Source organism: Methylobacterium sp. TK31 (assembly GCF_055361545.1).
The window spans coordinates 352,556-375,510 of sequence record NZ_CM143964.1 but is presented as its reverse complement, the minus strand read 5'-3'; the positions used below and the strand labels follow the sequence as shown (position 1 = coordinate 375,510).

Annotated in this window: 21 protein-coding genes, 1 tRNA gene and 3 pseudogenes; 12 read left to right on the top strand and 13 right to left on the bottom strand. The window is 69.0% G+C overall.

Annotated features, from left to right (window positions below; all coding sequences use genetic code 11):
* Nucleotides 1-1,845 (bottom strand): chloride channel protein, encoded by a 1,845-nt coding sequence (locus ACXJY8_RS01670; RefSeq protein WP_463775520.1) that lies wholly within the window; start codon nucleotides 1,843-1,845, stop codon nucleotides 1-3.
* Nucleotides 1,846-2,054: 209 nt separating this feature from the next.
* Between ACXJY8_RS01670 and ACXJY8_RS01665 the strand changes: the two genes are divergently transcribed.
* The 6 genes from ACXJY8_RS01665 (at nucleotide 2,055) to ACXJY8_RS01640 (ending at nucleotide 6,848) form a co-directional block, all read left to right on the top strand.
* Nucleotides 2,055-2,131, top strand: a tRNA-His gene (locus ACXJY8_RS01665).
* Nucleotides 2,132-2,341: 210 nt separating this feature from the next.
* A complete protein-coding gene (locus tag ACXJY8_RS01660; protein ID WP_463775518.1) occupies nucleotides 2,342-3,511 on the top strand; it encodes a transglycosylase SLT domain-containing protein in 1,170 nt (389 codons plus the stop codon).
* Nucleotides 3,512-3,732: 221 nt separating this feature from the next.
* Nucleotides 3,733-4,254 carry a response regulator gene (locus ACXJY8_RS01655; protein ID WP_463780281.1) on the top strand — a complete coding sequence of 174 codons (522 nt, stop codon included), beginning with the start codon at nucleotides 3,733-3,735 and terminating at the stop codon, nucleotides 4,252-4,254.
* A gap of 235 nt (nucleotides 4,255-4,489) precedes the next feature.
* On the top strand, nucleotides 4,490-5,410 hold the full coding sequence (locus ACXJY8_RS01650; RefSeq protein WP_463775516.1) for a transglutaminase family protein: 921 nt from the start codon (nucleotides 4,490-4,492) through the stop codon (nucleotides 5,408-5,410).
* Nucleotides 5,411-5,480: 70 nt separating this feature from the next.
* Nucleotides 5,481-6,287, top strand: a complete 807-nt coding sequence (locus tag ACXJY8_RS01645) for a transglutaminase-like domain-containing protein (RefSeq protein WP_463775513.1) — start codon at nucleotides 5,481-5,483, stop codon at nucleotides 6,285-6,287.
* A gap of 333 nt (nucleotides 6,288-6,620) precedes the next feature.
* On the top strand, nucleotides 6,621-6,848 hold the full coding sequence (locus ACXJY8_RS01640) for a hypothetical protein (protein ID WP_463775511.1): 228 nt from the start codon (nucleotides 6,621-6,623) through the stop codon (nucleotides 6,846-6,848).
* Between the two features lie 185 nt (nucleotides 6,849-7,033).
* Here ACXJY8_RS01640 and ACXJY8_RS01635 read toward each other — a convergent pair whose 3' ends face one another.
* Entirely contained in the window at nucleotides 7,034-7,963 is a 930-nt protein-coding gene (locus ACXJY8_RS01635; RefSeq protein ID WP_463775508.1) for a LysR family transcriptional regulator, read from the bottom strand.
* A gap of 126 nt (nucleotides 7,964-8,089) precedes the next feature.
* On the opposite strand from ACXJY8_RS01635, the gene ACXJY8_RS01630 reads away from it, so the two are divergent.
* Together ACXJY8_RS01630 and ACXJY8_RS01625 are read left to right on the top strand one after the other, a co-directional pair.
* A complete protein-coding gene (locus ACXJY8_RS01630) occupies nucleotides 8,090-9,031 on the top strand; it encodes a ring-cleaving dioxygenase (protein WP_463775506.1) in 942 nt (313 codons plus the stop codon).
* 59 nt (nucleotides 9,032-9,090) lie between these two features.
* Nucleotides 9,091-9,717 carry an alpha/beta hydrolase gene (locus tag ACXJY8_RS01625; RefSeq protein WP_463775504.1) on the top strand — a complete coding sequence of 209 codons (627 nt, stop codon included), beginning with the start codon at nucleotides 9,091-9,093 and terminating at the stop codon, nucleotides 9,715-9,717.
* Between the two features lie 2 nt (nucleotides 9,718-9,719).
* Here the strand turns inward: ACXJY8_RS01625 and ACXJY8_RS01620 are convergent, their stop codons facing one another.
* The 5 genes from ACXJY8_RS01620 to cyoA are packed head-to-tail and all read right to left on the bottom strand — an operon-like array spanning nucleotide 9,720 to nucleotide 14,797.
* The gene (locus ACXJY8_RS01620; RefSeq protein ID WP_463775502.1) at nucleotides 9,720-10,478 is read right to left on the bottom strand and encodes an SURF1 family protein; all 759 of its coding nucleotides are present in this window, start codon (nucleotides 10,476-10,478) and stop codon (nucleotides 9,720-9,722) included.
* A complete protein-coding gene (cyoD, locus tag ACXJY8_RS01615) occupies nucleotides 10,478-10,855 on the bottom strand; it encodes a cytochrome o ubiquinol oxidase subunit IV (protein ID WP_463775500.1) in 378 nt (125 codons plus the stop codon). Before cyoD ends, ACXJY8_RS01620 begins: the two co-directional genes overlap by 1 nt.
* Complete coding sequence (gene cyoC, locus ACXJY8_RS01610; protein ID WP_243214495.1) at nucleotides 10,852-11,496, bottom strand: cytochrome o ubiquinol oxidase subunit III; 645 nt, start codon at nucleotides 11,494-11,496, stop codon at nucleotides 10,852-10,854. Before cyoC ends, cyoD begins: the two co-directional genes overlap by 4 nt.
* A 28-nt stretch (nucleotides 11,497-11,524) precedes the next feature.
* Nucleotides 11,525-13,528, bottom strand: a complete 2,004-nt coding sequence (gene cyoB / locus ACXJY8_RS01605) for a cytochrome o ubiquinol oxidase subunit I (RefSeq protein ID WP_463775497.1) — start codon at nucleotides 13,526-13,528, stop codon at nucleotides 11,525-11,527.
* A gap of 60 nt (nucleotides 13,529-13,588) precedes the next feature.
* Nucleotides 13,589-14,797 carry a ubiquinol oxidase subunit II gene (gene cyoA / locus ACXJY8_RS01600; protein WP_463775494.1) on the bottom strand — a complete coding sequence of 403 codons (1,209 nt, stop codon included), beginning with the start codon at nucleotides 14,795-14,797 and terminating at the stop codon, nucleotides 13,589-13,591.
* Between the two features lie 347 nt (nucleotides 14,798-15,144).
* Here cyoA and ACXJY8_RS01595 point away from each other — a divergent pair, with 347 nt between their 5' ends.
* Both ACXJY8_RS01595 and ACXJY8_RS01590 read left to right on the top strand, forming a co-directional pair.
* Nucleotides 15,145-16,479 (top strand): MFS transporter, encoded by a 1,335-nt coding sequence (locus tag ACXJY8_RS01595; protein WP_463775490.1) that lies wholly within the window; start codon nucleotides 15,145-15,147, stop codon nucleotides 16,477-16,479.
* 99 nt (nucleotides 16,480-16,578) lie between these two features.
* Entirely contained in the window at nucleotides 16,579-16,899 is a 321-nt protein-coding gene (locus tag ACXJY8_RS01590) for a hypothetical protein (RefSeq protein ID WP_463775487.1), read from the top strand.
* Nucleotides 16,900-16,940: 41 nt separating this feature from the next.
* Here ACXJY8_RS01590 and ACXJY8_RS01585 read toward each other — a convergent pair whose 3' ends face one another.
* The 3 genes and pseudogenes from ACXJY8_RS01585 to ACXJY8_RS01575 all read right to left on the bottom strand — a co-directional run bounded on the left by ACXJY8_RS01585 (nucleotide 16,941) and on the right by ACXJY8_RS01575 (nucleotide 18,503).
* Nucleotides 16,941-17,207, bottom strand: a complete 267-nt coding sequence (locus ACXJY8_RS01585) for a DUF2312 domain-containing protein (RefSeq protein ID WP_056180857.1) — start codon at nucleotides 17,205-17,207, stop codon at nucleotides 16,941-16,943.
* A gap of 81 nt (nucleotides 17,208-17,288) precedes the next feature.
* Nucleotides 17,289-18,023: pseudogene (locus tag ACXJY8_RS01580) on the bottom strand (IS5 family transposase).
* Nucleotides 18,024-18,293: 270 nt separating this feature from the next.
* Nucleotides 18,294-18,503 (bottom strand): hypothetical protein, encoded by a 210-nt coding sequence (locus ACXJY8_RS01575; RefSeq protein WP_463775482.1) that lies wholly within the window; start codon nucleotides 18,501-18,503, stop codon nucleotides 18,294-18,296.
* Between the two features lie 895 nt (nucleotides 18,504-19,398).
* On the opposite strand from ACXJY8_RS01575, the pseudogene ACXJY8_RS01570 reads away from it, so the two are divergent.
* A pseudogene (locus ACXJY8_RS01570) lies at nucleotides 19,399-19,569 on the top strand (IS5/IS1182 family transposase); the annotation flags it as partial.
* 21 nt (nucleotides 19,570-19,590) lie between these two features.
* Here ACXJY8_RS01570 and ACXJY8_RS01565 read toward each other — a convergent pair.
* From ACXJY8_RS01565 to ACXJY8_RS01555, 3 genes and pseudogenes are all read right to left on the bottom strand, one after another.
* Nucleotides 19,591-20,062, bottom strand: a pseudogene (locus tag ACXJY8_RS01565) (IS5/IS1182 family transposase); the annotation flags it as partial.
* 83 nt (nucleotides 20,063-20,145) lie between these two features.
* Nucleotides 20,146-20,454 (bottom strand): DUF1244 domain-containing protein, encoded by a 309-nt coding sequence (locus ACXJY8_RS01560; protein ID WP_463775479.1) that lies wholly within the window; start codon nucleotides 20,452-20,454, stop codon nucleotides 20,146-20,148.
* 48 nt (nucleotides 20,455-20,502) lie between these two features.
* Nucleotides 20,503-21,249, bottom strand: a complete 747-nt coding sequence (locus ACXJY8_RS01555; RefSeq protein WP_463775477.1) for an N-formylglutamate amidohydrolase — start codon at nucleotides 21,247-21,249, stop codon at nucleotides 20,503-20,505.
* A gap of 242 nt (nucleotides 21,250-21,491) precedes the next feature.
* Between ACXJY8_RS01555 and ACXJY8_RS01550 the strand changes: the two genes are divergently transcribed.
* On the top strand, nucleotides 21,492-22,808 hold the full coding sequence (locus ACXJY8_RS01550) for a glycerate kinase type-2 family protein (RefSeq protein WP_463775473.1): 1,317 nt from the start codon (nucleotides 21,492-21,494) through the stop codon (nucleotides 22,806-22,808).
* Nucleotides 22,809-22,955 lie beyond the last annotated feature (147 nt).

Here is a 22,955-nt window from a genome sequence, read left to right as displayed (position 1 = left end):
TCAGCCCGCCTCTCCGAGCACCGCCCGGCGCTGCCGGTCCAGCTCCTCGCTGTAGCGCTTCAGGGTGTGGCTCTCGGTGAGGAAGCCGATGACCTTGCGCGTCTTCAGGTCCTCGACCACCGCCAGGGCCTCGCTCTCGGTCCGGTCGAAGATCGCGGTGGCGACCTTGGCGTTCATGTCGGCGGTGAGGACGTCCTCCGTGTGGCGCAGCAGGCCGGCGAGATCGGGCGAGGCGTCCTCCGCCTCCCGGAGGGCCGCGTGGGCCTCCGGCACCAGGATGATCCCCGCATAGCGCCCCTCCCCGTCCACCATCACCACCCGCGAGGGCGAGCCGAGCGGGTGCTTGCGCAGGAAGCTCGCCAGGGTCTGGTCGAGGGGCGCCATCGGCACCTCGCGGCGCATCAGCTTGCCCACCGTCAGGGTGCGGATCCAGCCGACGTCGTGCGCGCTGCGGATGCTCTCGCCGCGCAGGTGGAAGCGCCAGGTGGCGAAGGAATAGCCGAAGGTCTTGCGCACCGTCAGGGACGAGGCGATCACCGCCACGAGAACGAGGCCGGCGATCGGGAAGCTGCCGGTGAGTTCGAGGGCGAGGAAGGTCATGGTCAGCGGGCCGCCGATCACCGCCACGGCCAGGGCGCTCATGCCGATCACCGCGTAGGCGAGCGGGGTCAGCCCGAAGGCGGAGAGGCCGGGCAGGATCAGCGGCATACCGGCGGCGAAGATCTCCCCTGCCAGCGCCCCGAGGAAGAGCGAGGCGAAGAACAGCCCGCCGCGGAAGCCCGACCCGATGGAGATCGCCGAGGCGGTCGCCTTGGCGACGAACAGCAGCATCAGGGCGGAGAGGCCCGCGGTGGTGCCGTGGGCGTCGAGGTGCAGGTGCAGCGCCCCGTGCCCGCCGGAGAGCACCTGCGGCGAGGCGAGGAGCGCCAGGCCGCCGACGCAGAACCCGCCGAGGATCGGGACGCACAGGGTCGGCAAGCGGGTGGCGCGGAAACCCGCCTCCACCAGGGTCACGCCGCGCATGATCAGGATGCCGAGCCCGGCGCAGATCAGCCCGAGGACGAGGCTCGGCACGGTGTCGAGGGTGGTCAGGACCGTGGTGGTGACGGCATCGGCCCGCTCGACGGTGACGAGGGCGGTCTGCGCCACCAGGGTCCGGGCGACGACGCTGCCGCACAGGGCGGCGACCACGACCGGCGTCAGGGTCGCGATCGAGTAGGTGCCGATGATCAGCTCGAAGGCGTAGAACGCCCCCGTCAGCGGTGCGCCGAAGGCCGCCGCGATGGCGGCCGCCGCGCCGCAGCCGACGAGGGTGCGCTGGTCGGCCCGGCGCAGCTCGAAGGACAGGCCGAGGCGGGAGGCGAGCCCCGCACAGAACTGGGTGTAGGCCGCCTCCATCCCCACCGAGATGCCGCTGCCGTTAGAGATGGTGTTCTGGATCACCACCACGGTGGAATCGCGGATCGACATCCGGCCGCCATGCAAAGCGTTGGCCTCGATCGGGTCGACCACCGCCCGGCGCGGCCGCCGCTGCCAGCGCAGGGCCAGGGTGAACAGGGCCAGCAGCACGCCGCCGAAGGCCGGGGCCAGCAGCATCACCAGCGGGGGAATGTCGGTGGCGGCGCTGAGGCGCAGGCCCGGCGGCAGGCCGTAGAGCAGCTCGCGCATGGCCTGGGTCGCGCGGTTCATCCCGGCGACGGCCACCCCGCCGCAGCAGCCGATCAGGGCAGCGAGCACGATCAGGCCGATCTCGCTGCCGCGGACCAGGGCACGCAGCTGCCCCGGCGCCTGCACGAGGACCTGTTGGGCGACGGGCGGACGGGGGGGAGCGGGTGGCGGTGGCATCGACCGGTGTCGGGGGCGGGCGCCGGGCGGAGCGCGCGCGGGAGACGGACCCGCGCCCTGCTTAGCCTGCCCGCCCGTTCCGCGTCGACAGGTCCGGCCCCCGACGGAGCGGCCGCGCCGCCTCGGGCGGGGGACGGCCCACACTTTTGCCGAGGATCGGCCGAAGGCGGCTTGAAATGCGGCGCGGCTCGGGATAGATCGCCCGCAGTGCCGCTGTAGCTCAGTTGGTTAGAGCGCTTGATTGTGGATCAAGAGGTCCCCCGTTCGAGCCGGGGCAGTGGTACCATTCCTTTCCGTTAGATCTTCCGCGGCGGTCGTGCTCAGGCATGGCCGCATTCGGCGTTTTCCCCGGCCCGAGACCGCGCCGCGATGTGCGAAAACGCTCTGGACACCGTGCCGAATTTGCCACGGGATTGCCCCAAACTGGGCCGTGTTGTCGCCACATCTGTCAAGCTAATCTCAACCCGTCGCCAGGGAACGGGGTTGGGTCGCGCAGATGCAGGGTCGAAACGTCGGATCGTCACGGACCGTCTTCGCCAAGGGCTCGCTCGCGCCGCGCTCCGGTTTCGGGTCCGGCTCGCCCGCCTCGGATGCCCTGACCCTCGGGGCCCGCGTCGGCCGCGACCACGGCAGCCGCCCCGCCCTCACCCGCTCCGTCCTCTCGATGCTCCTCCTGGCCGGTGGCCTCGGCGCGGTCCTGTCCTACGGCGTCGGGCCCGAGACCGGCGTGGTCCAGTCCGCCCACGCGATGACCGAGATCACCATGCCGCGCCCGCGCATCCAGCCGGTGCCGGTGATCCTGCAGGCCTCCGCCCAGGCGACCGCGCCGGCGTCGCGCGCCGTCATCACCGCCTCCTCCGCCTTCGCGCCGGTACACGACCTCGACACCGAGCTCGGCTCCAACGCGGTCGACCGCGTCTCCTACGACTACCTCCTGACCGAGAGCTCGGTCGGTGACCCGAACGAGGTCCTCGAATTCGGGCCGATGAAGATCCGCCGCCACCTCGTGCAGAAGATCGTCCGTGCCGCCCAGGCGGTACAGACCGACCCCGTGCTGCTGATGGCGGTGGCCGACAAGGAATCGAGCTTCAAGACCGAGGTGCAGGCCCAGACCTCGTCGGCCACCGGCCTGTTCCAGTTCATCGAGCGGACTTGGTTCGGGGTCGTGCGCGACTTCGGCCCCAAATACGGCCTCGCCGCCGACGCGGCCCTGGTGGTCGCCGGGGACAACGGCCGCCCCACCGTGGCCGACGCCGCCGAGCGCACCCGCATCCTGGAGATGCGCCGCGACCCCTACCTCTCCGCCCTGATGGCCGGCGAGATGCTGAAGCGCGACGCCGCCCGCATCGCCCTGCGCATCGGCCGCGAACTCACCCTCGGCGAGGTCTATCTGGCCCACTTCCTCGGCCCCGACGATGCCGAGGACTTCCTCGCCACCGTGGTCGACAAGCCCAAGGCCGCCGCCGCCTCGATGCTGCCCGGCCCGGCCCGCGCCAACAAGACGATCTTCTTCGCCGCGCAGCGCGGGCGCCGGAAGGCGGTCAGCCTGTCGGTGGCGCAGGTGCACGAGAAGTTCGAGGCCATGATGAGCACCCGCGGCGAGCGCTACCGCGACGTCCGCTCGGTCGCCGGCATCCTCGCCTATGCCGATGCGGCGGTGGACTGATCCACCCGCGACGGATGATGAAACGCACAGGGCGCGCGGTGTCGCGGATGATTTACCGCAACTGACCGTGGTCTCCCGGCTTTAATGTCGGCGAGCCCACGCCCGGGTTCGTCCCGAGACACGAACCGCGGAGGCCCTGCTTGCCGGACCCAAAAGGTACGAACGCGGATTCCCCGTCCGCCGTCAGCCGGACATCGCTCGCGGACACGCTCAGTCCCGGCCTGTCCCTGGACCGGATCGGCCAGGCCCTCGCCGCCTTCTACGACGACCTGATCGCCGAGGGCGTGCCGGAGCACCTCGCCGTGCTCGTCCGCAAGGTCCAGCCGGAGCCTGCCGCCGTGCCGGCCCGGGACCGGACGCGGCCCTCGAAGCTCGCCCTGGTGGTCGAGGACGACGCCGCGACGCGCGCCCTGGCCGAAGCCCTCCTGAGCGACACCGAACTCACCGCCATCGGCTGCGACAGCGCCGAGGCGGCCCTGACCATTATGCGCGAGCGCGGCGGCGACGTCGCCCTGGTCTTCGCCGATGTCAGCCTCGCCGGCGCCATGGACGGCGTGCAGCTGGCCTCGGCCGTCGCCCTGCTCTGGCCGGCGGCACGCATGGTGGTCACCTCGGGACGGCGGGCCGCGCGGCCCGGCACCCTGCCGGAGCAGGCGGTCTTCATCCCGAAGCCGTGGCGTCCCTTCGACCTCCTCGCCGAGGCCGAACTGGCCACGAGCGCGCCCCAGCCGATCGTTTCCTGAGGCACGGAGCCCGAGGGCGGGCCTTCGGGTCCGCTGAGGACGGCCCGGGCGCCCGATTGACGGCGTGTGCCTCGTGCCGGGTGACTCCCGGCGCGTCCGGGCGCATGTAGCCGGGTGCAAGCCGTTCCGCGCGAAAATCCCGGCGCGGAACAACCCCGGCGCGTGACTTGCATTCCCAGACCCAGCGTCCGTGCCGACCAGACCGCGCTCCGTTGGCGTGGTGGAGCCCCTCGCCTTGCCCATTCTCTCCGTCCGCCACCTCACCACCTACCGCTACCGGCAGCCGGTGGCCTTCGGTGAGCACCGCATCATGTACCGGCCGCGCGACAGCTACGACCAGCGCCTGATCTCGTCGACCCTGAAGATCACGCCGGAGCCGAGCGGCCTGCGCTGGCTCCACGACGTCTTCGGCAACTGCGTGGCGGTCGCCTCCTTCACCGGCCGGGCCGCGCAGCTCACCTTCGAATGCGGGATCACCCTCGACCACACGCCGGAATCGACGCCCGACTTCCCCATCGCCGCCCACGCGGCCTACTACCCGTTCGGCTACAGCGCCGACGACATCCCGGATCTCAGCCGCTCGATGGAGCGCCAGTACGCCGACCCGCGCAACGAGGTCGATGCCTGGGCCCGCAGCTTCGTGCCGCCGGCCGGACGCATCGGCACCCAGGAGCTGCTGGCGGAGATGACCCGCAGCGTCCGGCGCAACTTCGCGTATCTCGCCCGCTCCGAGAAGGGCGTGCAGGACCCGGTCACCACGCTGCGCCTCAAGCGCGGAAGCTGCCGCGATTTCGCGGTGTTGATGATCGAGGCCGTGCGCGCCCTGGGCATGGCGGCCCGCTTCGTCTCCGGCTACCTCTACAACCCACGCGGGGATCGCGACCGCCACGTCGGCGGTGGCTCGACTCATGCTTGGGTGCAGGTCTACCTGCCCGGCGCGGGCTGGATCGAGTTCGATCCGACGAACGGCATCGTCGGAAACCGGGATCTGATCCGGGTCGCAGTGGCGCGGGACCCGCGCCAGGCGGTGCCGCTGCACGGGTCGTTCTTCGGGTTTCCGGCGGACGACCTGGGCATGACGGTGAGCGTCCATGTCGATGAAGTCGAGCCGGGGGCTGGGGGGCCTCGGGCGACGGAACCGAACTTGGCGCGTTGACGCAGCGGGGCGGCCGCCGCCCGGCCGTAGATGAAGAGCGTGTGTTTCTCGACAGGATCAGGTGGTGGACATGAAGATCAGGACTGGGTTCGACATCGCCTTCGAATCGGTTCAGCCAACGCCGATGATCCTCGCGTTGAGCGTGCACCCCTCGCGAATGCCGGACGTTCTGACCCCGCACGTCATCAATTTCGATCCGCCGATCCCATTCCAGGACTATCGCGACGTCTTCGACAACATCTGCACGCGCATCGTCACGCCCCCCGGCCGGCTGACCATCTCCGCCGATTTCGTTGTCCAGGATTCCGGTCTGCCCGACGCCTACGCGCCCTATGCGCAGCAGATCGAGGTGCAGAACCTGCCCAACGACGTGCTCGTCTACCTTCTGGGCAGCCGCTACTGCGACACCGACAAGCTCTCGGAGACGGCCTGGTCGCTGTTCGGCGGCACGCCGACGGGCTGGGGCCGGGTCCAGGCGATCTGCGACTACGTCCACGACCGCATCCGCTTCGACTACATGTGCGCCGACGCCACCCGGACGGCCTGGGACGGCTTCATGCAGCGCCAGGGCGTCTGCCGCGATTTCGCGCATCTGGCCGTCGCGTTCTGCCGCTGCATGAACATTCCGGCCCGCTACTGCACCGGCTATCTCGGCGATATCGGCATCCCGCCGGTGCCCGACCCGATGGATTTCTCGGCCTGGTTCGAGGCCTATCTCGACGGGACCTGGTACACCTTCGATGCCCGCCACAACACGCCGCGCATCGGCCGGATCGTGATGGCGCGCGGACGCGACGCGACCGACGTGGCGATCACCACCAATTTCGGCTACGCGCACCTCGCGCGCTTCGACGTCCACACCGACGAGGTCTTCTGATCCTCCCGGCGGCCGGGGCGTGTATCCGCGCCCCGGCGCACTGCGTCCTCCCCGGCTTCTAGGCGCGGGTGATTTTCGACGGCCGCTCCGGGTCGAACCGCACAGGCCCTGGCCGGCAACGCCGTCGCCCCCGCCGTCGCGCGCCCCACGCGCCTCCGCCTTCCGGCAACGCCCGCGATTCGCGCCTGCTTCTCGCCGTCCGTTCCTGCCGGCGGCCGTCCCGGCCATGCATCCGGCGCAGGGCGGGATCAGCCGCCCTTCACCACGAATCCAGGGGGGAGGGACGAAAAGTGCCGCGCTGTGCGTTGCACTCCTGAAGCAGGAGAGACCGAGATGGATGCACGCCTCATCGCGATGAACAACGAGGCCAACCGGATTGCCTCCGAGCGTCTGCTGGAGCAGCTCCGGGACGAGGGCCTGCGCTACCGCCTCTGGGTCACCGGCACGCCGCAGGGCGACACCCTGCATCTCCGCGTGAACCGGCTCTGCCCAGAAATGCACCAGCGCCTCGACAAGGTGCTGCGCGGGCGCGGCCTGACACTGGAGATCGCCGAGGCCTGATCGCGGTCTCGGCGGAATCCCGCCCGAGCCGGGCCCGTCCGATCGGTCGGGGACGCGGGGCGATCGATGACCGAGGCGACGGCGCCCCCTGACCGCTTGGCGGAAGGGACCCGTGGCGTCCTCGCAGTGGCTGAGCCCGGCGCCGGAGCGTCGGCGGAACCGGGTCGCTTCCCGTCCGACGCCCTTCAGGCCGCTGCGTCCTGCTGCCCCCCGGCCCAGGGCGCGGCCGACAGGGTGCGGGCCAGATACGCGATCACGGCGGTGACCCGGGCCGGACGCGGATCGCCGGGCGGCGTCACGAGATGGAGGTCGATCCGGGGCGGCGTCCAGCCCGGCAGGACCCGCGCCAGGCGCCCGTCGCGCAGATCCTCCCACACCATGAAATCCGGCTGGACCGCGAGGCCGAGGCCGGCGCGCAGGGCCGGCGCGAGGGCATCGGCGTTGTTAGCCCGCAGGGGGCCGTCCGGCACGATCGTCGCCTCCGCGCCGTCGCGACCGAGGAAGCGCCAGCGGTCGGGGCTCGGCAGGTAGGCGTAGCCGAGGCAGGCGTGATCCGCGAGATCGTGCGGATGGACCGGATGCCCGTGCCGGGCGAGATAGTCCGGCGTAGCGACGAGGGAGCGGTGGATGGTGCAGAGCCGCCGCGCCCGCAGGGAGGAATCCGTCAGCGCGGCGATGCGCAGGCCGAGGTCGAAGCCGCCGCCGACGAGGTCGATCAGGTCGTCGCCGAGATGCAGGTCGATGCTGAGGCCCGGATGCGCGGCGAGGAAGTCCGGCAGCAGCGGCGCCACGTGCAGCACGCCGAACGACATCGGGGCGGCGAGCCGGACCTTGCCGCGCGGCTGCGCCGCCGCGTCCTGCGCCAGGGCCTCGGCGGCCTCGCCTTCGGCCAGGATGCGGGCAGCCGCCTCCCGGGCCGAGGCACCGGCCTCGGTCAGCGCCAGCTTGCGGGAGGTGCGGTGGAACAGCCGCGCGCCGATCCGCGCCTCGAGGCGGGTCACCGCCTTCGATACGGTGCCCTTGGTGATGCCGAGCTCCGTCGCCGTCCGGCCGAAGGAGCCGGTCTCCACCACCTTGGCGAAGACGGCCCAGGCCTCGAAATCCGGAAGCTTCATAAGCGGCCTTTCAGAAACGATGCGTTTCCATCGTTTCCATTTTCGAACGAGAGGACAAGGCGCATCTTCCGGTCATCGCGGCACGGCCGGTCCCCGGCGCGGTGCGGCCCTGAAGGAGATCGTCCCATGTCCCAGAACGGCATCCACCACGTCACCGCCTTCTCCGGCTCGCCCGAGCGGAACCTCGACTTCTACACCCGGGTCCTCGGCCTGCGGCTGGTGAAGAAGACCGTCAATTTCGACGATCCGGGCACCTACCACCTGTATTACGGCGACGAGACCGGCCGCCCCGGCACGATCCTAACCTTCTTCCCGATCGCGCACGCGGCCCCCGGCCGGGTCGGGATCGGCGAGACCCAGGAGACCGCCTTCCGGGTGCCGCGCGCCTCGATCGGCTGGTGGACTCACCGCCTCATCGAGAAGGGCGTCAGCCACGAGGCCCTGGTCCAGGTGCTGGGCGAGCCGGTTCTGCGCTTTCGCGACCCCGACGGCATGATGCTGGCCCTGGTCGGTATCGAAGACGGCACCGGGGCGGCGGAGACCGACGCGCCCTGGACCGGCGCCGAGATCCCGGCGGAGCACGCGATCCGCGGTTTCCACGGCGTCACCCTACTCCTCAGGGCGGCCGAGGCCACGGCGGCGATCCTTACCGGGGTGTTCGGCTTCCGCGAGGCCGGGCGCGAGGGCACGGCGATCCGCTACGCCAGCGGCGCGCCGGAGGGCGGTTTCGTCACCCTGCGGGCGGTGGGCGAGTTCCTCCCCGGCCGCCAGGGCGCCGGCTCGGTCCACCACATCGCCTTCCGGGCGGCCGACGACGCCGAGCAGGCGCGGATGGTGGAGAGCCTGACCCGCACCTACGGGCTCGGCGTCACCGAGCAGCGCGACCGGCAGTACTTCCGCTCGGTCTACTTCCGCGAGCCGGGGGGCGTGCTGTTCGAGATCGCCACAGACGTCCCGGGCTTCGCCGTCGACGAGCCGGTGGAGACCCTGGGCGGCGCCCTCAAGCTGCCGGCCTTCCTCGAACCCCACCGGGCCCGGATCGAGGGGCACCTGCCGCCGATCGCCTAGCCCGATGCGCCCGCCCCGACCCGGGCGGGTGCGCCCCCACCGACGCATCCGAGGTTGCCATGACCGAGACATCCCTGGGCTTCGCCCATCGCTTCGTGCCCGCTGCCGCCCCCGGCCGGCCGCCGCTCCTCCTCCTGCACGGCACCGGCGGCGACGAGAACGATCTCCTGCCCCTCGGCCGGACCCTGCTGCCCGGCGCCGCCCTGCTCTCCCCGCGCGGGGCCGTACTGGAGAACGGCATGCCGCGCTTCTTCCGCCGCCTGGCCGAGGGCGTCTTCGACGAGGCCGATCTGCGCCGCCGCGCCGCCGACCTCGCGGGCTTCGTCGCCGAGGCGCGCAGGGCCTACGGCCTCGCCGCGCCGGTGGCTTTGGGCTTCTCCAACGGCGCCAACATCGCCGCGGCCCTGCTCCTGCTGCACCCGGAGGTGCTGGCCGGTGCGGTGCTCCTGCGGGCCATGGTGCCCCTGCGCGAGACGCCGCCGGTGGATCTCACGGGTCGGCCGGTGCTGATGCTCTCGGGCGCCGCCGACCCGATCGTGCCGGCCGCCAATGCGGCAACGCTGGCCGAACGCCTGCGGGCGGACGGCGCGGCCGTCACCCACGAGACCCTGCCGGTCGGGCACGGCCTCTCGCAGGCCGACGTGACCCGGACCGGGGCCTGGCTCGCGGGCCTTCCCGCCGCCTGATCTCAGGCCGAGGCCCGCCGCGCGCCGCGGCGGGCATCGACCAGGGTGTAGCCGACCGCGCCCAGGACCATCAGGGCGAGGACGTACCAGGTGACGGCGTAGACGAGGTGGTTGTCGGGAAACCGCACGACCGTCAGTCCGCCCACCGGCCAGCCGCCGGGGTTCGGCGTGGCGTCGGCATCGATGAAGTACGGGGCGGCGTTCGCCAGGCCCTGCGCCTGCGCGATGGCGGCGACGTCGCGCGAGTACCAGCGGCCGGCCTCGGGGGCGTTGCTGCGCAGGAAGGCGCCGCCCGGTTCGCTCAGGCGCAGGAGGCCGGTGATTGTGGTCTGCCCGGCGATCTGCCCGGCCGCCCGCGCGGCGGGCTCGCGCCGGTCGCCCGGCACGAAGCCGCGATTGATCAGGATCGTGGTGCCGTCGTCGCGGGCGAGCGGGGTCAGCACCCAGAACCCGGCACCGAGATCGGTGACCGCCTGGACCAGCGTTTCGCGGTCGTTGCGGAACTGTCCGCTCGCCCGCACCCGGCGGTAGGCATCGGCATCCGCGGTCAGGCCGCTCCAGGCCTCGGGCCCCGGCGCCTCCGCCGGGTCGGCGTGGATGCGCGCCTCGACCCGGGCGATGAGGTCGTGCTTCCAGGTGCGGCGCTGGACCTGCCAGGTCCCCAACCCCGCGAGGCCCACCGCCAGGACGAGCCCGGCGATGGCGATGGCGGCGAGGGTGACGGGAGAGCGCCGCGCCGCCGCCGGCAGGGACCGGGCCATCAGCCCATATGCATGTGCTGCGGCATCATGTTGGTGTTGAGGTGGTACATCACCCACAGGGAGCCCGCGAGTGTGATGATCACCAGCGTCAGGGTGAAGATCAGCGCCAGGATGGTCCAGCCGCCCTCGGACTTCGTGTTCATGTGCAGGAAGTAGATCATGTGCACCACGATCTGCGCCACGGCGAAGATCATGATCACGATGCCGGTGATCCGGTCGTTGCCGATCACGTTGCCCATCACGAGGATGAACGGAATCGCCGTCAGGATGACCGACAGCACGAAGCCGGTCATGTAGTCCTTGAAGGTGCCGTGGCTGCCGCCCTCGGCGTGCCCGTGCCCGTGATCGTCGTGTCCTGCCTTCGACGCGGCGCTCATTGCAGGACTCCCATCAGGTACACGAAGGTGAAGACGCCGATCCAGATCACGTCGAGGAAGTGCCAGAACATGCTCAGGCAGAGCAGCCGGCGCTTGTTCTCGGGCACCAGGCCGCGCTTGTGCACCTGCGCCATCAGCGTCACCAGCCAGACGATGCCGAGGCTGACATGCAGGCCGTGGGTGCCGACCAGCGTGAAGAAGGCGGACAGGAAGGCGCTGCGCTGGGGCGTCGCGCCCTCATGGATCAGGTGGTGGAACTCGTAGAGTTCGAGACCCACGAAGGCGAGGCCGAACAGGCCGGTCACCGCGAGCCAGATCTGCACCCGGCTGAGGTCGCCCTTCTCCATCTCCAGCATGGCGAAGCCGTAGGTGATGGAGGAGAACAGCAGCATCGAGGTGTTCAGCGCCACCAGCGGCAGGTCGAACAGGTCCTTCGGCGACGGCCCGGCGGCGTAGTTCCGGCCCACCACCGCGTAGGTGGCGAACAGGGCCGCGAAGATGAGGCAGTCGCTCATCAGGTAGAGCCAGAAGCCGAGCATCGTGCTCCCTTCCGGGTGATGCTCGCCTTTCGCGTCGTAGAAGGCCGTCGGGTCGACCTGAGGGATCGCCACCGACGGGCTCCGGCCCGGCTCGAAGTTCATGGCAGGGGAAGCGTGGGTTGCCATGGTCTCAGACGCGCTCCGCCAGCAGGGCCGTCCGCTGGGCTTCCGTCCGGACGACCTCGTCGGCCGGGATGTAGAAGTCGCGGTTGTAGTTGAAGGTGTGGCCGATCGCGACGACCGCGATGGCGGCGAAGCTGAAGGCCGCGAGCCACCAGATGTACCAGATCATCGCGAAGGCGAAGACGATGCTCAGCACGCCGAGGATGATGCCGGCCGCGGTGCTCTTCGGCATGTGGATCGGCTTGAAGCCCTGGAGCGGACGGGCGTAGCCGCGCTTCTTCATGTCCCACCACGCGTCGTGATCGTGGATCACCGGCGTGAAGGCGAAGTTGTAGTCCGGCGGCGGCGACGCGGTCGCCCATTCCAGGGTCCGGCCGCCCCACGGGTCGCCGGTGGTGTCGCGCAGCTGCTCGCGGCGCATGAAGCTGACCACCAGGGTGATCGCGAAGGAGGCGATGCCGCACAGGATCAGCACGGCGCCGAAGGCCGCGATGACGAACCAGATCTGCAGCGACGGGTCGTCGAAGTGCTGGACGCGACGGGTCACGCCCATCAGGCCGAGCACGTAGAGCGGCATGAAGGCCACCCAGAACCCGGTCAGCCAGAACCAGAACGACACCTTGCCCCAGAAGTCGTCGAGCTTGAAGCCGAAGGCCTTGGGGAACCAGTAGGTGATGCCGGCGAGCATGCCGAACAGCACGCCGCCGATGATGACGTTGTGGAAGTGGGCGATCAGGAACAGCGAGTTGTGCAGCACGAAGTCGGCCGGGGGCACGGCGAGCAGGACGCCGGTCATGCCGCCGATGACGAAGGTCACCATGAAGCCGACCGTCCAGAGCATCGGCACCTCGAAGCGGATGCGGCCCTTGTACATGGTGAACAGCCAGTTGAAGATCTTCGCGCCCGTCGGGATCGAGATGATCATCGTCGTGATGCCGAAGAACGAGTTCACGCTGGCGCCCGAGCCCATCGTGAAGAAGTGGTGCAGCCACACGAGGTAGGACAGGATCGTGATCACGACGGTGGCGTAGACCATCGACGCGTAGCCGAAGAGGCGCTTGCTGGAGAAGGTCGAGACGATCTCCGAGAACACGCCGAAGGCCGGCAGGATCAGGATGTAGACCTCGGGGTGACCCCAGATCCAAACCAGGTTCACGTACATCATCGGGTTGCCGCCGAGGTCGTTCGAGAAGAAGTGCGTGCCGACGTAGCGGTCGAGCGACAGCAGCGCGAGAACGGCCGTGAGGATGGGGAAGGCGGCGACGATGAGGATGTTGGTGCAGAGGGCGGTCCAGGTGAAGACCGGCATCTTCATCATGGTCATGCCGGGGGCGCGCATCTTCACGATGGTGGCGATGAGGTTGATGCCCGACAACAGCGTCCCGATGCCGGCGATCTGCAGCGCCCAGATGTAGTAGTCGACGCCGACCCCCGGGCTCATGGCGGGCCCTGAGAGCGGCGGATAGGCGAGCCAGCCGGTGCGGGCGAACTCGCCGACGAACAGCGAGGCCATCACGGTCACGGCGCCGCTCACCGTCATCCAGAAGCTGAAGTTGTTGAGGAACGGGAAGGCCACGTCGCGGGCGCCGATCTGCAGCGGCACCACGAAGTTCATCAGGCCCGTCACCAGCGGCATCGCCACGAAGAAGATCATGATCACGCCGTGGGCGGTGAAGATCTGGTCGTAGTGGTGCGGCGGCAGGTAGCCCTCGTTCGGCCCGAAGGCAATCGCCTGCTGGGCGCGCATCATCAGTGCGTCGGCGAAGCCCCGCAGCAGCATGACGAGGGCCAGGACGATGTACATGATGCCGATCTTCTTGTGATCGACGGAGGTGAACCAGTCGCGCCAGAGGGGACCCCAGAGGCGGAAATAGGTGAGCGCCCCGAGCACCGCGACGCCGCCGAGGCCGACCATCGCGAAGGTGACGAGGAGGATCGGCTCATGAAGCGGCACGGCGTCGAGCGTCAGGCGCCCGAACAGGAGCTTCTGGAGATCCGGATTGGAAAACATGGGACCTACTCGTGAGAGGAGTGTGCCGAACGGGGGGCGCGGGCGTCCGAGGCGTCCGCGCTATCGATTGAGCTGGCCGGGCGCGATCGGGTCGGACCCCTTCGAGTCCTTTCCGTCGCCGGCGGGGCCGCCGTGGCCGGAGTGATCGTGGCCGGAATGGTCGTGTCCGGAATGCTCGGGCGCCGAAGCGGGCTTGACGTCCGGGGCGATCGATTTGGGCTTCATGCCCTCGGGCTGATCCCGGCTGTGCGACTCGCGGCCCGAGCCGCCGACCGTGGCGCCCGGAGCCTCGACGCCCTGCTCGGCGTAGCGGTTGTCGTATTCGAGGCGCTCGCGGTTGGCGTGGCTCTCCTTGCCGGCGCCGCCCATGGCGTCGATGTGCATCATCTCGTTCATGCACATCTTGCCCGGCACGACGCACATGTTGAGCACCGCGCCGTAGAGGCCGTTCTCGACGGAGGAGAAGTAGCGCACCGGCTCGCGCTCGCTCGGCTTCTCCAGGGCGAGGTAGCTCTGCCGGTCGAGGGGCTTGCCCTCGGACTTCACCTTGGCGACCCAGCTGTCGAACCCGGCCTGGTCGCGGCCGTGGAACTTGAAGTTCATCCGCGAGAAGCCGGAGCCGCTGTAGTTGGACGACAGGCCCTCGTAGGTGCCGGCCTGGTTGATCACCGCGTGCAGCTTCGTCTCCATGCCGGCCATGGCGTAGATCTGCCCGGCGAGCGCGGGGATGAAGAACGAGTTCATGACGGTGGCGGAAGTAATCTTGAAGGAGATCGGCACGTCGACCGGGGCCACCAGTTCGTTGACGGTGGCGATGCCCTGATCTGGGTAGAAGAACAGCCATTTCCAATCGAGTGCGACGACCTCGACCGTCAGCGGCTTCACCCCCGCGGGCAGCGGTCGCTCGGCGTCGAGGCGGCTGAGCGGGCGATAGGGATCGAGCGTGTGGGTGCTGATCCAGGTGAGCGCGCCGAGGGCGATGACGATCACCAGGGGCGCCGACCAGATCAGCACCTCGAGCTGCGTCGAGTGGTGCCAGTCGGGATCATACTCGGCATCCGTGTTCGAGGCGCGGTAGCGCCAGGCGAACAGCAGCGTGAAGGCGATGACCGGGATGATGATGAGCAGCATCAGGCCGGTGGAGGCCAGAATCAGGTCGCGCTGCCGGGCGGCGATGTCGCCCGAGGGCTGCATCAGGACCATGTTGCAGCCGGACAGCAGTCCGAACAGCGGGAGGAGCGCGAGCGTACGTAGTGTTTTGACCGGCATGGACTCGTCTGGCACCATCTCGGATGAGCGACGTCCACCGAGCCCGATTGGCCGGGGGAGGAATCGTCGGGTTTCACTTCGCTGCATTGCATCAATCTGACAAGTCGCGTCCGGCGCGTCTGATCAGCGCTACGGTCATAGCGGGTGGGGGACGAACTGCGCTATCGACCTTGTCCGCGATTCGGCGCATCGCGCCAAAAGACCGCGCCGATCGTCACGGCCCGCGTCACGCTGCGCTTTGACGCAGAGGAAATGCAGGGCGTACACGTGTCCCACATCCCAGGGCTCCGCGCGCCTCGCCGCGCCCGATTCGGCCCCGAACGCATGAAGCGAGTACGGTTTCCCCGATGAGCGCAGAATATGTAGTGCCATCCTCCCGGTCGCTGGAACGCGACGCGCACGAGGCTTCCAGCGACCACCGGGTCGCCCCGGGCGAGATCGCCATCGGCGTGGTGATCGGCCGCGCAGCCGAATATTTCGACTTCTTCGTCTACGGCATCGCCTCGGTGCTGATCTTCCCCGGCGTGTTCTTCCCCTTCGCCGATCCCCTCTCGGGCACGCTCTACGCCTTCGCGCTGTTCGCCCTGGCCTTCATCGCCCGCCCGATCGGCTCGGTGATCTTCATGGAGATCGACCGCCGGCACGGGCGCGCGGCGAAATTGACCATCGCGCTGTTCCTCCTCGGCGGCTCGACCATGGCGATCGGCTTCCTGCCGAACTACCACCAGATCGGCGCGCTCTCGATCTGGATCCTGGCCGCCCTGCGCTTCGGCCAGGGCCTCGCCCTCGGCGGCGCCTGGGACGGCCTTGCCTCCCTGCTGGCGCTCAATGCCCCCGAGAAGCAGCGCGGCTGGTACGCGATGATCCCGCAGCTCGGCGCCCCGGTGGGCTTCATGCTGGCGAGCGCCCTGTTCGCCTTCTTCCTCGGCAACGTCTCCAACGCCGACTTCCTCGACTGGGGCTGGCGCTACCCGTTCTTCGTGGCCTTCGCGATCAACGTCGTGGCGCTCTTCGCCCGCCTGCGCCTCGTAGCCACCGAGGAGTTCTCGCGCATGCTCGAGATGCAGGAGCTGGAGCCGACCCCGGTGCTGGAGCTGCTGCGCACGCATGGCCGCTTCGTGCTCATCGGCGCCGTGGTGCCGCTGGCGAGCTTCGCGCTGTTCCACCTCGTGACCGTGTTCCCGATCAGCTGGATCCACCTGTTCACCCAGCGCTCGGCGGGCGAGTTCCTGCTGGTGCAGTGCTCGGGCGCCTTCCTGGCCGCCGGCACCATCGTGCTCTCGGGCGTGCTGGCCGACCGCATCGGCCGGCGCACCCTGGTGGGCGTCGCCGCCGGCCTGATCGGGTTGTTCGCCCTGGCGAGCATCGCCGCGCCGATCATCTTCGGCGACAGCGAGCTCGGGCAGACGATCTACGTGCTGATCGGCTTCGGCCTGCTCGGCCTGTCCTACGGCCAGACCTCGGGCTCGGTGACGGCCAATCTCGGCTCGCGCTACCGCTACACCGGCGCCGCCCTCACCTCGGATCTCGCCTGGCTGATCGGCGCCGGCTTCGCGCCGCTGGTGGCGCTCAGCGTGTCGAGCCGCTTCGGCCTGTCCTGGGTCGGCGTCTACCTCCTGTCCGGTGCCGTCGCGACCCTGAGCGCCCTCGCCTTCAACCGCCGCGAGACCGCCCGCCTCTGAGGCCGGGCTCGAACGCGGCACGCGAAAGCCCCGGCCGGCGCCACGCGCCTCCGGGGCTTTTTTCGTCGGGCAGCCATCCGGTCGAGGCTCGGAAGCATCGTGGCAAAGCTGATCTACACCCGCCTCGAGGACCATCCGCGGGAGACCTACGTCATCACGAGCGGAGCCCTGATCGTCGGGCGGGTCGACTGCATCAGCGACGATCCCGCCCCGGCGGCGCAATGGACCTGGGGCCTGCACCTCGACATCGGCGCGGCGCCGTTCCGACGCGGCGCGACGGTGTCCTCGCGCGACGATGCGGTGGCGGCCCTGGAGCAGGCCTGGGCGGAGTGGAAGCTCTGGGCCGGCCTGCGCGACGCCGACCCGCGCGAGTCGCCGGAGACGGCCACCGTGGCGCCGCCCCCGAAGGCCCTGCGCTAGCGGGGCGGGGTCGCGCCCCTGCCCCGGCGCGGCGGCAGCGCTCAGACCATGCCGAGGGCCTGCATGTAGAGCTCGAGGATCGCCTCCTCCTCCTGGCGCTCGGCATGGTCCTTCTTGCGCAGGGAGATGATCTTGCGCAGCGCCTTGGTGTCGAAGCCGGTGCCCTTGGCCTCGGCGTAGACGTCCTTGATGTCGGAGGCGAGGCCGGCCTTCTCCTCCTCGAGGCGCTCGATGCGCTCGATGAAGCTCTTCAGCTGGTCGGCGGCGACGGAGGAAGCGTCGACGGCGGGTGCGGCGGATGCGGCCATGGTCGTCTCAAGTCCCTGATCTGCGAGGCGCGGGAGGCTGCGCCGGAACCGCCTCGATAAGCCGTCAAGCTTACCGGGATCTTAGAGCCTCCGATAAAACCACCGTTCGACGAAGCGCCGGACGACGGGGCTATGGCCAGGGTGGAGACGGTGAGATGGATGTCCGACCCGTCGCGTGGAGCGGATGGCGAGGCGGCGGACCTCGGCGAATCAGGCCCGCGCCCGCTCGACGATCCATCGTTGGCGTCCCAGCCGCTTACTGCGCTCGGTCCCGCGTCCGCGATGCGGTACCGGATGCGACGGCGGGTCAGCGCCCGACGACAGCGGCGCTGGGCGTAGGCCTTGTCGGCGGGCCGCTTCGAGAGACGCTTGCGTCCCCGGCGCCGGTGGATCGGCGGGACGGCATCCACGACCGGCTCCGGCGTCCGGCTGTCATGCCCGTTCGCGCCCGCCAGCTTCAGCGCGAGGGGGATGCCTTTCGCATCGGTGAGGACGTGGCACGTCGCGCCCGGCTTGCCGCGATCGCTCGGGTTCGGGCCGGTCGCCGCGCCCCGTTCTTGCGGCAATCGCGGCGCTGTCGGGGCAGGTACGGCCGACGTCGATGCCGTTCTGGCCTCCGAGCCGGTCGAGCCAAGCGTGCTGCAGACGGTCCCGCACCCCGGCCTTCTGACAATCTTGCAGGCGCCGCCAGCAGGTCAGGCCCCAGCGCAGCACGAACAGGATGCCCGGCAGCGCCGCGCGAGATCGGGCGTTCGCGGGCGGCAGCAGCGGTGCGATCACCGCCCACAGGCCGTCGGGGAGGCGTGGTCTCGCCATCTCCTCGTCAACGCACTAACGGTTTTGCTAAAGGCTCTTGGGAACAGATGATCCAGCGCACCCGCGAATGATTTAGGTCATCTTCCCGGTTTCTGGCAGAGAGCGTCGATGAGATTTGAGAACTCAAAATTTTGACGTTCGAACGGAGGGTTTTCACCTGTCTTGGCCAGCAACTCGAAAAGTTCGGCTTCCGTCTGTTCGAGCCAGGGCGCTCTTGCGACACGGTATATCATGCTGGATAACACGGCGTGCAGTCGAGATTGCCTATCCTCATGCCATTGCTGATAGGTCGCCATCTTTAATTACGGTGGTGGTCCAGCGGTATATCCAAGAATTACTGGTAAAAATTGATATTCTATCGTCTACGACCTCAAGTCTGATATCCTCAGGCAAAAAATCGCGTGTTATTCTTAAGATACAAACAATACCTATCTCAAGAACGACTTCCACATAAACGGTCAGATCAGTGGAATTCTTCATCAAAGACGTCCTGTCTTTGAAAGACAGTGTAAATCCTGGCCCAAGTGAATGTTTTTTATCTCCATCATATTAATAACAATCGATATATTGCATCAGTACAGCCGTCTTACCCGGGAACCACGTTGATTCATTCCTGATTTTTTCCTGAAGTAAAGGCCCAATAAAAATTCCGCCCATTGAACAACCCTTCGATTTGATGAGGGAATAGTTTGTGGGCCGCTCGCTACCCCACAAAGACCAGATATTGTCCGATAATCGTAGTAATCTTTTTGATCTAACTCGGCGTATCGGCTTCTATGGCTCAGTATCGAGTGTCTAGTATGCATGTAGTTCATATGTCGAGTCATCAACAAATTGCTTTATATGCTCGCTGCTTCCCACAGGGCGTTGGCATATATGCGTTCCCTCATCAGGATCACCAGGATATCTTGGATTAACGCAGATGAGATCCGCCGAGCATTCATCTGTCGTGTAGCACGGTCCGCCGCAATTTCTGGTTGTATACTGCTTATATTTCTTGTGATTCTTCAGATATGAATTTTGATAAATTGTATATTGATTTATTTGAGCTGCGATGGCCGCTCGGATGCTTAGTATGCTGCTAATGACCACTAACGTTATGCTCACAACGCGAATGCCCATCGAGCACATCCTTCAACATAATCCATCTAATCAAATCAAGTATGAGAATATAAAGGCAATAGCCATGCATCATCGATTCTGCAATAGCTTACTGTCGTTGTATGCTGAAAATAGTTGATTTAGCCTGCGATTCGTCCCGACCCGACGTCCGTTGAAGTGCGGCTTTGTCGATGAGGCTCCGGCTCTAGAGCCTCGAACAAAACCGGCTGTGGTGCGCTTGTAAGGGATGGCGAAATAGCTCCTCCCTAATGGCTTGTGGGCCGTGATCGCACCGCTTTCGTCAGGCGCACCAGCCAAGCTGATGGGCGGGCGTTCGCGAACCTCCGACCGCGCGGCGCTGCCCGGCGTCCTGTTCATGCTGGGCTCGGGCATGGCCTGCTGGCGGCACCTGCGAGATTGTCAGAAGGCCGGGCCGTTGTCCCGGCACGCGGAGCGGATGGCGAAGCCGCGAAACTGCGAACCAGGCCAGCGTCCACTCAAGGACCCACCGGTGACGTCCCAGCCGCGAACTGCTCTCGATCCTGCGCCGGGCGATGCGGTGCTGGATGCGGCGGCGTGGCAGCGCCCGACGACAGCGGCGCTGGTCGTTGACCTTGTCGGCGTGCCGCTTCGAGCGACGCTTGCGTCGCCGATCCCGGCACTGGCGGAACGGCCCTCGCGACCCCTCCGACATTCGGCTGTCAGGCACGTCGGCGCCCGTCCGCCTCGACGCCACGGGGATGCTCTTTGCATCGGTCGGCGCGTGGCGCGTCGCGCCCGGCTTGCCAGATCGCTCGGGCTCGGACCGGTCGCCGAGCCCCCGTTCTTGTAGCCATCGCGACGCTTTCGCGTGAAGCATGGCTGACGTCGATACCGTTCTGGCGTCCGAGTTGGTCGAGAAGCGCCTGCTGTAGGCGGTGCCACCCTCTCGCCTCCTCGCCGCTGGCCGGAGCCCTCATCGTCTGGCGATTCAGCGAACGGTGGTTTTGGTGAGCGGCTCTGAGTACCCCCGCCCCGACCCTCAGTGCGGCTCCGCCGCGGCTTTCGCGAAGGCCGCCTGTTGCTCGGGCGTCGCCTCCGGCTGGTGCAGGCGCTTCCACTCGGCATAGGGCATGCCGTAGACGTGCCTGCGGCTCTCCTCCTTGTCCATCGGCAGGCCGCGGGCGTCGGCGGCGTCCTTGAGCCAGTTCGACAGGCAGTTGCGGCAGAACCCGGCCATGTTCATCAGGTCGATGTTCTGCACGTCGGTGCGGCTCTGCAGGTGGGCGACGAGGCGCCGGAACACGGCGGCCTCGAGTTCGGTGCGGGTGGCGTCGTCGATCTCGGTCATGGTCTGTCTCCCAGTCTGCGCCTGAGGTCGGCGCGCCGGGGCGTCCCGTCAAGCGCGGATCGGCAGCATCGGCCGCAGAAGGCGTGCGAATCGCTCCGCCCATTCGGCCTGTCCCGGCTCCGCCGCGATGAGGTCCTGGCGGATCTCCACCAGCGCGTTCGGCAGGCCGCGGGCCATGGCATGGCGGTCGATGGTGTCGCCCGGCAGGCCGCCGCCATAGGGTTCGTTGTCGCCCACCGTCAGCCCGGCCGGGTCGGCGCGCAGGCCGGCGATCAGCGGGGCGCTCATGCGGTCGTCCCGGTCCCACAGGATGCCGACCTCCCAGGGGCGCGGCACCCCGCGCCAATAGGGCGTGAAGCTGTGGATGGTGACGATGGCGGGTCGCACGCCGGTGGCCTCGGCCCGCGCGATCCCGGCCTCGATCGCCGCGTCGAAGGGTTCGTAGAAGCGCCGGACGCGCTCGGCCTTGCCGGCCTCGTCGATGCGCGCGTTGCCCGGCACCACCGCCCCGTCGGAGAGGCGCATCACCAGGGTCGGGTCGGCCCGGCCCCGGTTCGGGTCGATGATCAGCCGCGAGAACCGGGTCAGGATCGCGGGGGCGCCGAGCTCCGCGGCGAGCCGGCGCGTCACGGCGGCGGCGCCGATGTCGTAGGCGATGTGGCGGGCGAATTCGTGCTCCGGCACCCCGAGCTGGCCCAGATCCTCCGGAACGTGGTTCGAGGCGTGGTCGCAGATCAGCAGCAGGCCCCCGGCGGGGTCGCCCGGGATGGTCTCGACGGGATGCGGTGGCAGCATGGGGCGGGCACGATCCGGTTGGGCGCGGGCGACATCGGGTGGCGGACGGGATGCAAGGCCCCGGCCGCATCGCGGGGGATGCCCGCGCAGGCGCGGCTTGCCGAGGCGGCGGGCGTCGGGCACAGCACGTATCGCGGATCGCGCCGCGACGGCAACAATCCGGCGTCTCGCCGGGGGCACAACAATCCGGAGGAGAACCGCCGGGCCGCCTTTGCGATCGACCACCGGAATACGGAAACGCCATGACCGCACCCGCCATGACCGCACCCGCCTCGACCGACACCCGTCGCGCCCTCCTGCTCCACTGCCTCGACGAGGCCATCGCCGCCGCCCACCCGGCGCGCTGCCTCGTGCCCCACCTGCCCGCCCCGGGCCCGGGCCGCCTCCTCATCCTGGGCGCCGGCAAGGCCGGCGGCAGCATGGCGGCGGTGGCCAGCCGGTTCTACCGGGAGGAGCACGGCGTCGATCCGAGCCGCATCGTCGGCCTGGCGGTCGCCCGCCACGGCTACGGCGAGGAGGCCCCGATGATCCGCATGGTCGAGGCCGGGCACCCGGTGCCGGACCAGGCCGGCATCGACGCCACCATCGACACCCTGAAGATCGCCGCCGATGCCGGGCCGGACGACGACGTGCTGGTGCTGCTCTCCGGCGGCGGCTCCGCCAACTGGATCGCCCCGGCCGGGGACCTCACCCTCACCGAGAAGCAGTCCATCACCAAGGCCCTGCTGCGCTCCGGTGCGCCGATCAACGAGATCAACTGCGTGCGCAAGCACCTGTCGCGGATCAAGGGCGGCCGCCTCGCCATGATGGCGCGCAACGCCCGCTCGATCCTGACGCTGGCCGTCTCCGACGTGCCCCACGACGACCCGGCGGTGATCGCCTCCGGCCCCACCGTGCCCGATCCGACCACGCTGGCCGATGCCCGCGCGATCTGCGAGCGCCGCGGCATCCCCCTGCCCGAGACCGCCAAGGCGCTCCTCAACGATCCCGCCAACGAGACCCCGAAGGCCGGCGACCCCGCCTTCGCCCGGGCCGAGTACCGCATCATCGCCCGGCCCATCGACGCCCTGGAGGCGGCCGCCGCCGCCGCGTCCGCGGCCGGCTACGAGCCGGTGATGCTCGGACCCGACGTCGAGGGCGAGGCCCGCGAGGTCGCCGCCGAGCATGCCCGCATGGCCCTCGACCTCGCGCAGGCCGGCCGCAAGGTCGCGATCATCTCCGGCGGCGAGCTCACGGTGACGATCCGCGGCGAGGGCCATGGCGGCCCGAACCAGGAATACGCCCTGGCCCTCGCCCTGGCGCTGGACGGTGCCTCCGGCATCCTCGGCATCGCCGCCGACACCGACGGCACCGATGGCGGCCGCGGCGAGGCCACCGATCCGGCCGGCGGCCTCGTCGACCCGACGACGCTGGCCCGCGCCCGCGCCGCCGGGCTCGATCCCGCCGCGATGCTGGCCGACAACGATTCGACGAAGTTCTTCGCCACCATCGGCGACCTCGTTCAGCCGGGTCCGACACGCACCAATGTCAACGATTGCCGCATCATCCTCGTCGGCTAGGGCGTTCGCGCGCCTGATGGGACGCTCGCGTTTCCGTCCCTGGCGGGCGCGCGCTCCCCTCTGTTCAGAGCGCGCGGAGGTCCGGACCGCGCGTGGCTGGGCCGCCCTCCACACCGGGCGGGACATCCGATCCATCGCACGACCGGC